The organism is Erysipelatoclostridium sp. An173 (assembly GCF_002160495.1).
Lineage (GTDB): Bacteria > Bacillota_I > Bacilli_A > Erysipelotrichales > Coprobacillaceae > Thomasclavelia > Thomasclavelia merdavium.
Genome location: NZ_NFKR01000011.1, coordinates 30,533 through 44,064 on the forward strand (window position 1 = coordinate 30,533; position 13,532 = coordinate 44,064).

At 34.2% G+C, this 13,532-nt stretch carries 21 protein-coding genes; all 21 read left to right on the forward strand.

From position 1 onward, the window contains the following. Positions 1–37: 37 nt before the first annotated feature. The 21 genes from B5F09_RS06640 to B5F09_RS06745 all read left to right on the forward strand — a co-directional run bounded on the left by B5F09_RS06640 (position 38) and on the right by B5F09_RS06745 (position 13,514). Entirely contained in the window at positions 38–1,225 is a 1,188-nt protein-coding gene (locus B5F09_RS06640) for a phage portal protein (RefSeq protein WP_158095817.1), read from the forward strand. Continuing rightward, complete coding sequence (locus B5F09_RS06645) at positions 1,218–1,829, forward strand: HK97 family phage prohead protease (RefSeq protein ID WP_087372927.1); 612 nt, start codon at positions 1,218–1,220, stop codon at positions 1,827–1,829. Before B5F09_RS06640 ends, B5F09_RS06645 begins: the two co-directional genes overlap by 8 nt. Then, on the forward strand, positions 1,822–3,000 hold the full coding sequence (locus B5F09_RS06650) for a phage major capsid protein (RefSeq protein ID WP_158095818.1): 1,179 nt from the start codon (positions 1,822–1,824) through the stop codon (positions 2,998–3,000). The genes B5F09_RS06645 and B5F09_RS06650 overlap by 8 nt, the downstream gene beginning before the upstream one ends. Before the next feature lie 13 nt (positions 3,001–3,013). Beyond that, entirely contained in the window at positions 3,014–3,310 is a 297-nt protein-coding gene (locus tag B5F09_RS06655; protein WP_087372934.1) for a hypothetical protein, read from the forward strand. Further along, positions 3,300–3,611 (forward strand): hypothetical protein, encoded by a 312-nt coding sequence (locus tag B5F09_RS06660; protein ID WP_087372938.1) that lies wholly within the window; start codon positions 3,300–3,302, stop codon positions 3,609–3,611. The genes B5F09_RS06655 and B5F09_RS06660 overlap by 11 nt, the downstream gene beginning before the upstream one ends. Continuing rightward, positions 3,608–3,946: a hypothetical protein gene (locus B5F09_RS06665; protein ID WP_087372941.1), complete on the forward strand. Its 339-nt coding sequence runs from the start codon at positions 3,608–3,610 to the stop codon at positions 3,944–3,946. The genes B5F09_RS06660 and B5F09_RS06665 overlap by 4 nt, the downstream gene beginning before the upstream one ends. Next, positions 3,933–4,253 (forward strand): hypothetical protein, encoded by a 321-nt coding sequence (locus B5F09_RS06670; RefSeq protein ID WP_087372944.1) that lies wholly within the window; start codon positions 3,933–3,935, stop codon positions 4,251–4,253. The genes B5F09_RS06665 and B5F09_RS06670 overlap by 14 nt, the downstream gene beginning before the upstream one ends. 9 nt (positions 4,254–4,262) lie before the next feature. Further along, positions 4,263–4,874, forward strand: a complete 612-nt coding sequence (locus B5F09_RS06675) for a major tail protein (RefSeq protein WP_087372947.1) — start codon at positions 4,263–4,265, stop codon at positions 4,872–4,874. Between the two features lies 1 nt (position 4,875). Next, positions 4,876–5,340 (forward strand): hypothetical protein, encoded by a 465-nt coding sequence (locus B5F09_RS06680; RefSeq protein ID WP_087372949.1) that lies wholly within the window; start codon positions 4,876–4,878, stop codon positions 5,338–5,340. A 187-nt stretch (positions 5,341–5,527) separates the two neighbouring features. Then, positions 5,528–7,525 carry a hypothetical protein gene (locus tag B5F09_RS06685; protein ID WP_087372952.1) on the forward strand — a complete coding sequence of 666 codons (1,998 nt, stop codon included), beginning with the start codon at positions 5,528–5,530 and terminating at the stop codon, positions 7,523–7,525. Between the two features lie 2 nt (positions 7,526–7,527). Continuing rightward, the gene (locus B5F09_RS06690) at positions 7,528–8,412 is read left to right on the forward strand and encodes a phage distal tail protein domain-containing protein (protein ID WP_087372955.1); all 885 of its coding nucleotides are present in this window, start codon (positions 7,528–7,530) and stop codon (positions 8,410–8,412) included. Next, the gene (locus B5F09_RS06695) at positions 8,399–9,460 is read left to right on the forward strand and encodes a hypothetical protein (protein WP_087372958.1); all 1,062 of its coding nucleotides are present in this window, start codon (positions 8,399–8,401) and stop codon (positions 9,458–9,460) included. Before B5F09_RS06690 ends, B5F09_RS06695 begins: the two co-directional genes overlap by 14 nt. 38 nt (positions 9,461–9,498) lie before the next feature. Continuing rightward, complete coding sequence (locus B5F09_RS06700) at positions 9,499–9,912, forward strand: peptidoglycan recognition family protein (protein ID WP_158095819.1); 414 nt, start codon at positions 9,499–9,501, stop codon at positions 9,910–9,912. Further along, the gene (locus B5F09_RS06705) at positions 9,902–10,351 is read left to right on the forward strand and encodes a hypothetical protein (RefSeq protein ID WP_087372964.1); all 450 of its coding nucleotides are present in this window, start codon (positions 9,902–9,904) and stop codon (positions 10,349–10,351) included. The genes B5F09_RS06700 and B5F09_RS06705 overlap by 11 nt, the downstream gene beginning before the upstream one ends. A gap of 14 nt (positions 10,352–10,365) precedes the next feature. After that, the gene (locus tag B5F09_RS06710) at positions 10,366–11,256 is read left to right on the forward strand and encodes an Ig-like domain-containing protein (RefSeq protein WP_087372967.1); all 891 of its coding nucleotides are present in this window, start codon (positions 10,366–10,368) and stop codon (positions 11,254–11,256) included. Between the two features lie 2 nt (positions 11,257–11,258). Then, positions 11,259–11,576 carry a PF13754 domain-containing protein gene (locus tag B5F09_RS06715; protein ID WP_087372970.1) on the forward strand — a complete coding sequence of 106 codons (318 nt, stop codon included), beginning with the start codon at positions 11,259–11,261 and terminating at the stop codon, positions 11,574–11,576. Further along, positions 11,561–11,845, forward strand: a complete 285-nt coding sequence (locus B5F09_RS06720) for a hypothetical protein (protein WP_087372973.1) — start codon at positions 11,561–11,563, stop codon at positions 11,843–11,845. Before B5F09_RS06715 ends, B5F09_RS06720 begins: the two co-directional genes overlap by 16 nt. Before the next feature lie 169 nt (positions 11,846–12,014). Further along, positions 12,015–12,197 carry a hypothetical protein gene (locus tag B5F09_RS06730; protein ID WP_087372977.1) on the forward strand — a complete coding sequence of 61 codons (183 nt, stop codon included), beginning with the start codon at positions 12,015–12,017 and terminating at the stop codon, positions 12,195–12,197. Between the two features lie 155 nt (positions 12,198–12,352). Next, complete coding sequence (locus B5F09_RS06735) at positions 12,353–12,673, forward strand: hypothetical protein (protein ID WP_087372980.1); 321 nt, start codon at positions 12,353–12,355, stop codon at positions 12,671–12,673. A 20-nt stretch (positions 12,674–12,693) separates the two neighbouring features. Then, entirely contained in the window at positions 12,694–13,044 is a 351-nt protein-coding gene (locus B5F09_RS06740) for a hypothetical protein (protein ID WP_087372983.1), read from the forward strand. 176 nt (positions 13,045–13,220) lie between these two features. After that, positions 13,221–13,514 (forward strand): hypothetical protein, encoded by a 294-nt coding sequence (locus B5F09_RS06745; RefSeq protein ID WP_087372986.1) that lies wholly within the window; start codon positions 13,221–13,223, stop codon positions 13,512–13,514. Positions 13,515–13,532: the final 18 nt, after the last annotated feature.

Sequence of the window (13,532 nt, forward strand, 5' to 3'; positions counted from 1 at the left end):
GAATTTAATAAATCGAGTTAGATTTGCCTGGAATCTTGTGAGGCGGGGAATTAATTTTGTTGACAGCAATGGCAACAGATTAAGCTGGGCTGACTGGTCTACAAAATTCATTCAAACAAAGCATAGTCCAATCACCGAGACCACATATACTGCATTTGCTAATGAATTCTCTAAACTGGATTTTTATGCTTACAGAGAGTATACAGATAAAGATGGCAAACCGCAGTATGATGATTTGAATAAAGATCGTCTTAATCAGTTGCTGGGACTTAGACCAAATCCGCTTCTAACAGCTCATGATTTCAAATTTATAATGGCATATCAGTATGCAAAATACGGCAATGCCATTGCAGTAATAAATCGTGATGTAAATGGAAATGTATTTGATTATACACCGCTGGACATGGCAAATTATGAATTCGGTCATGGATACCAGCTGGACAATGGAAAAATCTTATTGAAAGTAAGAAATAAAACGAGCTCTAAAATAGAGCTTTTTGTTTATGATGATCTGCTGTTTTTAAGACAGAATCCTAATCAGATTTTTCAAGGCGATAAAAGCAACAATGATAATGCAACAGATACATTAACAAGATTATATGATACACAGCTGAATGTACTTCTTAATGAAATGATGCAGAGCGGTGAAATCCGTGGAATCGTAGAAGTGGGGTCATCGGCTGTCGGTGGTCTTAACCAGGCACTTATGGGAACAAATGAAAAAAACAGCAAGCAGGACGAAATAACTGAACGTATCAAAAAGGCCAATGGCGGAGTACTTGTATTAGATGCCGGTGAAAAATGGATAGATATGAAAGCACCATTCAGAACGTTAAGTGTTGATGAACAGAATACTTTGACTAAGATGATTTATTCGTTTAAAGGCATAAATGAAAAAGTTGTAAATGGTACTGCAAATGAAGATGAGATGGAAATTTATTTCAACAAGATAATTGCTCCTTTTGCTGAGCAGTTTACTGAAGAAATAAATTATAAATCATTGACACCTACTGCTCGAACACAAGGTAAAAAAATTGATTTTAGAAGAAATCCATTTGAATATGTATCGATTACAAAAGCTATTGACTGCGCATATAAAGGTGCAATGTATGCGACTAAGAATGAAATGAGAAAGATGTTATTTAAATTCGGTCCGCTTGAAGGCGGTGACGAACTGCTTGACAATTTAAATTTTACGACAAAGGAGGGAAATAAAGATGAGTGATCTGATTAGACGTTCGTTCAATGTTGAGATGCGAGCTGTTGAAAGTGATGACAATCAGGAGATGATCGTTGAAGGATATGCGATACGTTTCAATGAAGATACGGTAATCGGGCAAGCTCCATGGGGATTTATTGAAAGCATTAGCCCTGAAGCTATGAGTACAGCAAAACTTGATGATGTTGTATTTAATCTAAACCACGATGATTCTAAGATTGCTGCTAGAACATCAAACGGTTCTCTCGAGCTTACTGTCGATGACAAAGGATTAAAGATTAGAGCAAAATTAGCTAATACTCAAATTGGACGAGATATCTATGAGATGATCAGAGCCGGTTTAATAACAACGATGTCATTCTGTGCATATGTAATTAAATCGCAGTGGACAGAAACAAACGATGAAGAAATGGATCGTCGTAAAATCGTTGAATTTGGCCGTTTTTTTGATGTAAGTGCGGTTACGTTTGCAGCTTATGAGCAGACAGAAATTGCAGTTGCAAGAAGCAGTAAATTTATTGATGAAGATGTAAAAAAACATTTTGAAGAAAAAGAATACAGAAAACAGATAAAAGAACTAGATAAAATAATGGAGGATGTATATGAATAAAGAAGAAATTTTAAAACTGATCAAACAGAAAGAAACAGAAGCCAGAAGCAAGGATATTACACCTGAACAAAGAGCACAGCTTATTAGTGAAATTGAAAATCTTAAAAGAGATTTAAAAAACTTTGAACCTGATCCACAGCCACAGCCAAATTACCGAGGTATGGATGTATTTCATGATATGGAAGGAAATGAAGTAGATAATATTTATGATAGCCGTGAATATCGAAATGCATGGTTTGAATCTGTAAGAAGACAGGATAGTGGCGATTATGTAAGAAGATTTATTTCTACAAATGACAGCGGAACTTCTCAAGGAGGTTCTGTTTTAGTACCGACTATGCTTGAAAGTGCAATTGAACATGCAGTAAGACATGGCGGTTCTATTATTTCTTTATGTAACATTACTACATATCCTGGCTTGGTGTCTGTACCATATGAAAAAGATTCCGGTGAAGAAGGACAAACAAGAACTGAAGGCGGTAATGCACCAGAAGAATCTGAAATTACATTAGGTGAAGCTTCATTACAGCCGGAAACAATTGTAAAATGGATCTCAATTACTAAGGAAATGGAAGTAATGGCAATCGATGCATTCGCTGATTATGTAACTGAATTGCTTGTTGATAAAATTCTTGGTGCATGTGATACAAAAGTTCTAACCGGGACAAAAGCAACAAAAGGGTTAAACGGTATTACAACTGTTGCAGATAAAACCATCGTAGCCGAACTTGAAACGGATACATTAGGACCAGCTACTGGTTTTTCTGCTCAGGCTGAACTTGATGACAATGTTGAACCTGTTGTTGTTATGAACAAAAAAACATTGTTCAATTCAATTATGGGCATGAAAGATAAAAATGACCGGCCAATTTTTACGTCTATGATTGACCCTACGACTGGTAAAGCAGTTTATTATTATAATGGAATGCGTGTTGAAACCTCAAATAAGATCAAGGATTTTGATAGTGCAGCAGCTGGTGAAGTATTTATGGTAGTCGGTGATTTTAAAGGATATCGTGCTAATTTCCCAAATGGATTTGCATGTTCTTTATTAAGAGATCCATATACAAAATCACCAGATGGACAAGTAAGATATATCGCCGATATCATGGCCGGAGGACGTCCAACAAAAATTCTTCACTTCTGTGTTGTTAAAAAACCGGCAGCTTAAAATGGTGTAATTAATGGATCAGAAAAACAAGTCATTTTATCTTGAGAAAATAAAAATTCTGCTTGATATTGATGATACTGATATTTATGATTCAAAAATAGAAATTCTGCTTAGCGGGGCCATAAATACCTTAAAAAAAGCCGGGATACCGGAAATAGAAAAAGATAGCGAGTTGGCAACCAACTACGCTATCTGCCTTGCTTTGGAAACATCTAAACTCATGGATATGGATTTTAACAGCGACATTTTACAAAGACTGTATATAACTTCTGTAGTAACATTAAGGACAGAATTTACAGATGAAAAGTGAATGCAAGCTGGTATATGTAATCGAAGATTATGATGACAGTGGAAATCCGGTCAATGATGAGTTCAGAATATCTGTTAAATGTGATGATCTGGGACAGTGGAGCAGCGGTTATTATGAAGATCGTAACCGTTCTATGATGAAATCAATAAATTTCAGGATTGGTAGAAACTATCTGAATTCATGTAGAGGTGAACTTAGATATGTTGACTACAAAGGAATAAGATATGAAATCAAGCAGGTTTTAAAAGATAATCAAAGAAAACTTAAATGTATTCTCGACTGTGAGGAGTTTATAGTATGATTGGGTTTGTTAAACAGAAAGAGCTGCTTGATCTTTTAGAAGAAAATAGTGAAAATACAAAATGTTATTTTGAAGAGGTTAAAAATAAAAATGAAGATTATATCTATGTAAGAAGAATAGAGGATGCATCTATTCCGGCAGATAACACTAATTTTTTTATTTATAATCGTATAGAAATAACTGTATACAGTAAAACGGTATTAAAAAGGACGAATCTATGCAGATACATAATTTCTGTTTTTGATACCGTTTTTAGTTTTGCAAGAGCAAATGATATATATACTGCTACATGTACTGTTAATTTAAAGGTGGATGAGTGGAATGCCGGTCCATGATTTTGATGTCGAACTGGATCTTGATGATTTTTTAAAAGCTCTTGCAGAAGATGCCCGTGAAACTGCTGAAAGAAACAGTCCGCAAAGAAAAGGCAATTATGCAAAAGGATGGAAAACAAAAAAAGTAAAAGGCGGTTATATAGTCTACAACGAAAACTATAGACTGCCTCATCTTTTAGAAAATGGTCATCTTAGTAAAAATTTAGGATGGGTCAAAGGAAAAAAACACATCATTATTGCAGAAGATGCTGTTAAAAACAGCATTTCAAAACGGGCAGACAAAATAAAAATAAATATCAAAAGTTAGGAGGATAGTATGGAAAAAAAGATTATATACGGTAATGATAATTTCGGCTATGCTTTGATCGATACCAGTGAAGAAACACCTGAATTTTCTGCACCAGTTTTAATGCCAGGGATGAAATCAAGTACTATTGAAGTTGAGGAAAACAGTACAAAAATTCATGCAGATAATACTACGTTTGCTATTATTACCGGTGAAAAAGTAAGAACATGTGAGGCTACTGTTACATATATTCCGGAAAGTTATTATACGAACTGTTTAGGATATAAAGCAAATACAAATGGAATGTTAACTGACACTGGTACTAAAAAACCGCACTGTTTCTTTTTTACTACAAATGAGCTGAATGCCGTAACCGGTGAAGAAACACAAACATTGCATTATGTTTATGACGTTACAGCTAAAGAGCCGAATTTAGAAACAAGTACGGTCGAAGATGAAATTGAAGCTGCTGATCTTGTGATCAGCTATGAATCAAAACGAAGTGATTTTGTAAAAGATACTGACGGGAAACTGGTAGGCTATGCTAGAATTACCAGAACAGAAGAAAATAAAACATGGTTCGATACTTTTAAAACTAAGGTATTATTACCTACAGATGAAGTTGCTGGAGCAGGAGGATAATATGAAGATATTTAAATACAGTTTTATTCCTGAAAAGATAGTTATCGATAAGAAAAACGGTGAGCCAAAAGTTATAAGAGGAAAAGAGCGCAAGCTCTTTTTTGCTTATACTCACGAATCGAGCGGTATTTTTGAAGAATTATTTGAACAGCCGCTTTTAACGGTACTTGATGTAAAAGACAAAGAAAATAAAACACAGAAATATCTGAAGATTATCACTGATAAAAAATTTATACTGTGTCTTGCCGCAAGTTCTTATCTGGAAATAAACGACGGCAAGTACTGCAACAGCATATTCAATGCAGATAAGTTTATCGAAACAGATGGTATTGAAGTTTTAGCTAATGATATGAACTTTATCACCGGCCTTTTAGACTGCGTTTTTGATTCTCTGCCATCATCATCAAACAAAAAAGCAAATAGAAAAAAGTCTAATACTGTTTCTTCAAAAAAAAAGCGGTATTAAGTTACAGTTATATAACTGCTCTATTAATAAAATTAAACATTGATCTTACATGGGCCGGACAGCAAACATGGAAAACTCTGTTTAATTTAATGGAATCTATCAGCAGTTTAAGTTTAAATTCTAAAAAAGTAAGAAAGAAAGCAACCCCTCAGCAGGTTGCTTCTTTTGTCAGAAAGGATGGTGACACATGTCAGGGACAACAAAAGTCAAAGGCTTAACAATTCAAATTTATGGCGATGATAAAGAGTTTCAGGATACTGTCACCGGTACAAAAAAGGCATTAAATGAACTGCAAAAAGAGTCAATGACCCTTAATTCGCATCTTAAATTTGACCCTAAAAATGTCGATAAATTAAATCAGCGTTTAAAATCACTTCAGCAGCAGGTCAAATTGAATGAATCGCTGATTGAAAAATACAATGCTGAACTTAGTAAAATGGATAAAGCAGATATTGGTTCTGATCAGTGGCTTACTTTACAGAAAAATATTGCAACAGCTGAAAAAAATATAGCTCAATGTAATAGATATATAAAAGATACTGAAGATGCTTTAAAAAAAGTTGATAATCAGAATTTAAGCAAAGTAAGAAAAGCAATAAACGGTCTTGCAGACAATGCTGAAAAAATCGGTAATACGCTGACTGATAAACTGACTAAACCGATTGCAGCAATTGCAACTGCTACCGCTGCAACTACTCAGGCAACTAAAGAATACCGTGAAGATGTGGCAAAGCTTGAAACAAATGCTTTGACAGCAGGCGCTAATCTTGAAATTACCAATCAGGCATTAAAAGATTTGAATGCAATCACCGGTGAAAGCGACAGTAACGTTGAAGGATTATCAAATCTATTGCAGGCTGGTTTTAAAGATAACAACCTTACAAGGGTCGTTGAAGAATTAAGCGGGGCGGTTATCAAGTTTCCGGATACTTTAAAAATAGAAAGTTTAGCAGACGGTTTGCAGGAAACATTAGCAACCGGTGAAGCAACTGGGCAGTTTGGAGAATTATTAGACCGTTTAGGAATAGGTGCAGATAATTTCACTGAAAAACTGAAAAAATGTAAGACCGAAGCTGAAAAACAGCAGCTTGTCTTAGATACGCTTGCCAGTGCTGGACTTGCAGATGTTAATAAGGCGTATAGAGAAAACAATAAAAGTCTTATTGAAAACAGTGATGCACAATACGATCTTAATGAAGCGATTTCTGATTTAGGAAAAACAATGGAACCGGTCGTAGCGAAGGTCACTCAATTTGTAGCCGATCTTTTAAAATGGTTCAATGATCTTGACCCTAAGATAAAAGTAATAATTGCAGCAGTAGCAGGAATTGCAGCTGCAATTGGTCCAGTGATAACTATTGTAACGAAACTGAAAGGAGCAGTAAGTGCACTAGAAGGAGTTTTTGGAAAACTGAATTCCAGGTTTGCGATCATAGCCGGGGTGATAGCTGGTGTGATTGCACTTTTTGTATATCTGTATAACACAAACGAAAATTTTAGAAATCTTATTAATACTATTGCAGCAGAGGTATTACCCGCATTGCAGACTGCATTCGAGACGATATCAACGTTTATCAGTGAAACTGTGATACCAATCTTACAAAAATTATGGGACTGGTTCAATACGTACATAATGCCTGTTATCGGGGCCGTAGCTACATTTTTAGTAGAAAAATTATGGAATGCATTTAAAGAGGTAGCAGATATTGTAAGTATGGTCTTACAGCCTATTTTAGATGGATTGATAGATGTTTTTGAAGGACTATACAACTTTATGGTCGATGTTAAAGATGCATTCAATAATGCATATGATGCTTTTTCTAAAACAAAAGCATTCGAAGTGATTCGAGATATAATTATTGCTATCGCAGATGGTGTAAATGAAATCATCGAGGGATTTAAATGGATTATTGAACACATTGATGATTTAACAAGTGTTGATGATAAAATTGAAGAGATAGCTAAAAAATCATCTGAAGCTTCAAACATATTAGGCTCAGCTTCAGGTCTTTTTGATAGTGGTGGATTTGGCAATAGTGTAAATGGCGGAGATACTACTTTATATTTAAGTACAAATTTTAATGTGACTAATAACGGTACCCCAATTTCAGTTCAAACGTTGAGAAAATGGGGAAATGTTATTACAGATATAGTAGATGAAAATCTAGGAAGGCGAGGGCGATAAAGATGGCTGTTAGAAAATTCTGGCTTATCAACGGAAATGGACAGAAATTTGATCTTACTGATTTTAAAGACGGTTTTCTTAATAATCCTGCCGGATTAGGATTTACAGCTACTGTAACTTTAACAAGATTAGGCAATGCTCAAAAACTTAACAGTATCACCGATGATTTGAATAATATCAGCGGTGAACTGCTTTTGAAAAACAATGATGATAATGCACTTGCATATGATGCTTATACAGAGTTTATTAAATTTGCTAGTGTACTGCCGTTGTTTCTGCATTATCAGACCCCGGCAATGTCTAATTATTCTTTTTATAGAGAAATAGTATTAAGCAGTATCGAAAAAGGTGAAGTTGATTATGAAACGAATATGTTGCGATGCAATGTAGTATTCACACCGCTGACAATGTGGAGAAACAATAGTTTAAAAACTGTTGTTGCAACAGCAAAAAAGAATACTGGAAAAAAATACAATCTAAACCGGCCATATGCGTATGCAAGTGCCGGCTATGAAAATATAACGTTAAATAACAACAGTCCATCAAGTGTTCCTTTGATAATTGAAATCGAAGGAGAATGCAGTAATCCGGCTTTTTCATTATATGATCAAAACGGTGATGTATATGGTATCTGTCGTATAAACGGAGAATTCGATTATGTATATATCAATTCTGATGATTTAGAAGAAGAAATAAAATTAAGCAAAGATGGTGCATGGCTTAATAATGCTGTTAACTATCAGGATTTTTCTATTGCGATGCCTAATAAGGCTTATTTAACTTTCTGCTATCTAAGGCCTGGAAAATCAGGAATGAAATTTACTTTTGCAGACGAATTTGATGGAAAAATAAGTGTAAGCTGGAGAGATGAATATGCATCAGTCTAGAAAAGGTTATTTTCGTTTGTATTTTAAAGGACGTTTTGCATTAAATGAAAAAGCATACGGTTATGCCAGAGTTCTTTCATTTAATGTAAGAGAGGATTTGCTTACTTCTCAAAACAGCAGTTTTAAACTCGAAACAGTTCCAAACGCCGCTGTAGAAGGTGATATTGTAATTTTAATCGATGCATACGGTAAAAAACTGTACACTGGTGTTATTAAACAGATAGAAGATATTCAGATTGATGCAAATGGAATTTTAACTCTATTTGATGATAATGATTTTTATCAAATCGGTTCTTACAGCAATTCAAACTGCAATGAAAGAACAGAATATATATTAAATCATTATAAAAACAATAACAGTGATGATCCTAAAATTTCAGAGCTGATTGAGCAGTTTGAAATTTCACATGATGATGAATGTCCACGGGGATGGCAATATGATTATACAGAAGTACATACGCTTAATGTTTATGAACAGTTGCTTAAAATGTTTGATGATTATAGTGTAAAAATAACGGTCGACATTCCGCTTAATGAAGGACAGAGTACAATATTTACCGGTCCAGTAAATACTGGAGTGCATAAATTTATAGATAATACTGTGGTGTTGACAAGTATTACTCCAACCATAGAAGTGCAGTCAACAAATAAACTTGTTATCTATAATCAGGACGGTACTCAAAAAAGAGGTATTTACTATCTGACAGAAAACGGAGTTACTCAGGATGCAAATGATCTTACCCGTTTAAATATAGTTAATACAAATATCGTTAATTCTGATGAAGAACTGTCTACAGTCGTAGCGAACAATCTTGAAAAAGAAATGTATAATCATAAAATTGTCGTTAATATGATGCTTGATAATAAATTATATGATTATTACACTTTTGAATTAGGCGGTAATTTTATTATCAGCGTCAAGGCAAAATATTATGAAACTATTTGGACTGCTTATGAACTTGATTTAGAAGAAAAAGGCGATTTAGATATAGTCACAATGACTTTTGGGAAAGTAAGGACTAAAGCAAGCGAGAGGTATTTTCAATGATAGATGAAAATAAAAAATTGCAGTTTAGCGGAGGGTCAATGACCGCTCTAGGTATTACTATTCATAACACAAATAATCAGTATTCAGCCGAAGAAAATTATCAGCTCATGCTGAATTCATCAATGAGCTATTCAGCTCATTTTTTTGTTGATAAAGATATTGCAATTCAGGCAATGCCCCTTGATGTCCAGGCATTTCACACAGGGAAAGCGTATGACAACGGTAATAAATATACTATTGCTATTGAAATATGTTCAAAGGGCAATGATGAAGAATTTAACAAAGCAGTTGAAAATACAATTCTTCTGATACAGATGATAAGAAATGAATTAGGCAATCTGCCGATTTATTTCCACAATGATTTCGATAGAACAAAATACTGTCCGCATCGACTTCTTGATCAGTATCAGAATAAAGAAAATTTTATCAGGAGGTGGAACCTTGTCAATTAAAGTGATGGCAGATAATGATGCTGATATTTCAGCAAAGCAGGATGCTGCCTTATATTATTTTTTGAGCGGATATAAAAAACATTCTATTTTTAAAGATTACGAAAGCGAAATGGAAGTTTCTATATCAAATCTGCAAGCCACTTTAAAAGCCGGTGGAGCAATGGTATATGGGCATCATATATATTGTGATGGAACAGATACATTGACATTACCATCAAACAGCGAATGTTATATCGTTGTTCGAATTGATATGACCCAGCCGGCAACCCATGAAGGTGAATTTACAACTGTAACACTGTTAAAAGAAGAAAATATTTTAGCTGATGGAAACATCTATGATATTCCTTTGTATAAGATTACTACTGGAGTTAACAGTGTTACAGAAACAGAAGATATAAGAAATATTGATGAAAACATGATTGTTTTTTTCGATGAATAAAGAAAGGAGAATATATGGCAATAAAAAGTGTAAAAGCGACAATAAACGGACAGGAGTATACATTAACTCTTAATTCTGGAACTGGTAAGTATGAAGCTACAATTACAGCTCCGGCGACTTCCAGCTTTAACAACAATGATGATCATTATTATCCAGTTGAAGTTAAAGTAACAGATATGGCTGATAATGTTACAACAAAAAATGATACTGATCCTAATTTGGGAGATAATTTGAAATTAGTTGTAAAAGAAAAAGTTGCACCTATTATTGAGATTATTAGTCCTACGCAAGGGCAGTTAACACCACAAAATAAACCACAAGTAACATTTAAAGTTACTGACAATGATTCCGGTGTAAGCTTAACATCTGTTAAGTTAAAAATTGATAACGTAGAAGTGTCAGGGTTACAAAATTCCAGCATTGAAGACGGATATCAGTTTACATATACACCTTCAGAACCGTTGGACGATGGTGAACATACTGTTACTGTTAATGCATCAGATAATGACGGAAACGCTGCTGAGCCTGAAACAGTTACATTTAATGTCTTGGCTACTGCACCAAATCTATCTGTTGATGCTCCAACGAACAATATTTGGACAAACAACACAACAGTTGCTTACAGTGGTACTACAGACGGGGCTAGTTTGACTGTTAAAATCAATAACGGGCAAGCACAAAGCGTTGACATTTCAGGAGGCTCATTTAGCGGAAACGTTACATTGACAAAGGAAGGTGCAAACACATTAACGTTTGTTGCTACTTCTGCAGCAGGTATCGAAACTACAGTTACTCGAACGGTTAACTTAGATACAAAACCGCCTGTTATTACAGAAGTTAGTATCACTCCAAATCCAGTTGATGCCGGTAGCACATATGTTCTAGCGGTAAAAATTACGGATTAATTATGGTTAATCGAGTAATAGCTAAAAATCCTCAATTCGAGGTTATTTTAGAATTAGATGAAAACGATGGACTATGGAAAGGCTCTATGCCTTCCGTAGCTATCGGTGAATATTATGTTGATATATATGCATGGGATTTAGCAGGAAATCAAGCATATATGTCTAAAGCTTTATTTGTTGTAGATACGAACGGTATACATATAATGCCTTTAATATCTAATTTTTATTGTCGTATCAAAGATAATTTTCATGTTCAAATGTATGAAAATACCAGATTTAATTTAAGCGTAAAGGATGTGTGCAAATGCAATGCAGTGTAGATAAATTAAAATTTTATAAGGGTGAAATTAGAAAAGTAACTCTAGAAGTTAAAAGCTGTCTAGATGAAGAATTCTCTATCCTAAGAGCAAATGTAGAGATAAAACAATATGCTACAGTTGCATTAGAGATAACTCCGTCTATTAACGAACATGATATCATTTTTACAATTGATACGACAAAATTAGAAAAGGCAAAATATAAAGTTTACTGCGAGTATGTAATTGCTGATGAAACACTTATTGATGTCTTAGATTTGGAGGTAAGATAAATGGCACAAAGCGAATATCTAATTCTAAATGTAGAATTAACTAAGAATATAGTTAATGTTAATGAAAATTTTATTATAAGAGTTTCTATCAACACATGGGATTTCTTAGCAAAAAATTACACGTGGCAATCACTTTACAACAATTACGAGAAATGGAGTGATCTAATAAATGGCAGTTGAGATTCCTACTAAATTAACTGTTCCAAAAGATATTGACATGTCAAATCCTGCGGATATTAGAGAAATCTGGAATGAAATACAGGTTATTGTACCGAAAATAAACGAAGTAATAGATGTATTATCAGAACATGATACATCTTTAAATGATGCAGTATATTATCAGGAGGATTAAATATGATTGAGAAATTAAAACGCTCGGGTGCGTTGTACACACACACACACACACGGGTATACAAATTTATACTATTAAAGAGGTACTTTTTAAGTGCCTTTTTAATTGTAAAAGAAAGTGTGGTGACAAGCATTTAGACTTGTCACGGTGGTTATATGACTAGGCTTTACAATAAAGAAGGAAATTTACTTCCAGAAAAATTTGTTCAATTAGGTACTAATCAAGGTACCTATACCATTGACAACCTGAATAAATACAAAGAAATTGTTGCTTTTGGCTGGGGATATGGATGGATTACAATTGGGAGATTAAATTTAACACTCATTCAAAATCCGCATTTTCCAACTGAATCTACAGTATATGAAGCAGGGGCTGCTGATGGTTATGAAATCTATTTTCAAAAAATGGGAGATAATCAAATTCGAGTTGGACACGGTGGAAATATTTCTAACATTGTTGTTGGTCTAGTCTATTAATTACAAGTTTAAATGCCTACATGGGTAGATTTACAGATAAAAATGGAAACAAAATATTAGCTGGGACTGTTTTATACGATGGCGATACTACCAGTGATTTTATTTTGAATGATGAATATGACAATTATGATTATATAGAAGTTATCTATCGTCCGCATCCTAGCTTAGGTCAGTGTAGTGATAAAATGATTACTTCAAAATCTGCTAGAATGCACTTAAGCAGTGCACAAACAATCAATGGCGTAACTACAATTTATCGCTGTCAAATGGATTTTGAAGGTAAAAATGTGCGATTGACAGGAACTAGTCAGGCTATAGGCGGAGCAAGTGCAGGAAATGAAGTAACTATATATAGAGTAATTGGTTATTAAAAGGCACTAAAAAAGACCTCTCTAAAATAAAGAAAGAGAGGTAAAAAATAATGATAAAATCAGTAAAAATTCTTTCGGGGGGGGGTACTGTTTACTAACACAGTATCTTATACCCCTGCTACTAACCAAAGAGGAGGTGCAGCTAAATAGCTACACACCTTTTTGGAGGTGGGTATATGACTAAATTCAAAAATTCTACAAATCAAACGATACTAGAAACAGGTACTACAACTTTATTTTATCAAGATGCTAGTACATTATCTCAAGCAGTTACTTTAGAAAAAGAAGTAGAAAATATTATATTTTCACTAAGAGGAACTGCAACAAATCCACGTGATCAAATAGATAGATATTATGCCCAGCTTAACTGGAACAACGATCCTAAGACTGTTTGTTTTATCGCTAAAGGCAGTGGATTTGTAAATGGCCACGCTATGCCGTTGGATTTTATAGTTAAATATAAGAATTAGTCATATAAGCTATTTGCT

Excerpts from the sequence above, each read along its gene's own strand:
- B5F09_RS06645 (WP_087372927.1), top strand. The coding sequence starts at position 1,218 with ATGAGTGATCTGATTAGACGTTCGTTCAATGTTGAGATGCGAGCTGTT.
- B5F09_RS06650 (WP_158095818.1), top strand. The coding sequence starts at position 1,822 with ATGAATAAAGAAGAAATTTTAAAACTGATCAAACAGAAAGAAACAGAA.
- B5F09_RS06655 (WP_087372934.1), top strand. The coding sequence starts at position 3,014 with ATGGATCAGAAAAACAAGTCATTTTATCTTGAGAAAATAAAAATTCTG.
- B5F09_RS06660 (WP_087372938.1), top strand. The coding sequence starts at position 3,300 with ATGAAAAGTGAATGCAAGCTGGTATATGTAATCGAAGATTATGATGAC.
- B5F09_RS06665 (WP_087372941.1), top strand. The coding sequence starts at position 3,608 with ATGATTGGGTTTGTTAAACAGAAAGAGCTGCTTGATCTTTTAGAAGAA.
- B5F09_RS06670 (WP_087372944.1), top strand. The coding sequence starts at position 3,933 with ATGCCGGTCCATGATTTTGATGTCGAACTGGATCTTGATGATTTTTTA.
- B5F09_RS06675 (WP_087372947.1), top strand. The coding sequence starts at position 4,263 with ATGGAAAAAAAGATTATATACGGTAATGATAATTTCGGCTATGCTTTG.
- B5F09_RS06680 (WP_087372949.1), top strand. The coding sequence starts at position 4,876 with ATGAAGATATTTAAATACAGTTTTATTCCTGAAAAGATAGTTATCGAT.
- B5F09_RS06685 (WP_087372952.1), top strand. The coding sequence starts at position 5,528 with ATGTCAGGGACAACAAAAGTCAAAGGCTTAACAATTCAAATTTATGGC.
- B5F09_RS06690 (WP_087372955.1), top strand. The coding sequence starts at position 7,528 with ATGGCTGTTAGAAAATTCTGGCTTATCAACGGAAATGGACAGAAATTT.
- B5F09_RS06695 (WP_087372958.1), top strand. The coding sequence starts at position 8,399 with ATGCATCAGTCTAGAAAAGGTTATTTTCGTTTGTATTTTAAAGGACGT.
- B5F09_RS06700 (WP_158095819.1), top strand. The coding sequence starts at position 9,499 with ATGACCGCTCTAGGTATTACTATTCATAACACAAATAATCAGTATTCA.
- B5F09_RS06710 (WP_087372967.1), top strand. The coding sequence starts at position 10,366 with ATGGCAATAAAAAGTGTAAAAGCGACAATAAACGGACAGGAGTATACA.
- B5F09_RS06715 (WP_087372970.1), top strand. The coding sequence starts at position 11,259 with ATGGTTAATCGAGTAATAGCTAAAAATCCTCAATTCGAGGTTATTTTA.
- B5F09_RS06720 (WP_087372973.1), top strand. The coding sequence starts at position 11,561 with ATGCAATGCAGTGTAGATAAATTAAAATTTTATAAGGGTGAAATTAGA.
- B5F09_RS06730 (WP_087372977.1), top strand. The coding sequence starts at position 12,015 with ATGGCAGTTGAGATTCCTACTAAATTAACTGTTCCAAAAGATATTGAC.
- B5F09_RS06735 (WP_087372980.1), top strand. The coding sequence starts at position 12,353 with ATGACTAGGCTTTACAATAAAGAAGGAAATTTACTTCCAGAAAAATTT.
- B5F09_RS06740 (WP_087372983.1), top strand. The coding sequence starts at position 12,694 with ATGGGTAGATTTACAGATAAAAATGGAAACAAAATATTAGCTGGGACT.
- B5F09_RS06745 (WP_087372986.1), top strand. The coding sequence starts at position 13,221 with ATGACTAAATTCAAAAATTCTACAAATCAAACGATACTAGAAACAGGT.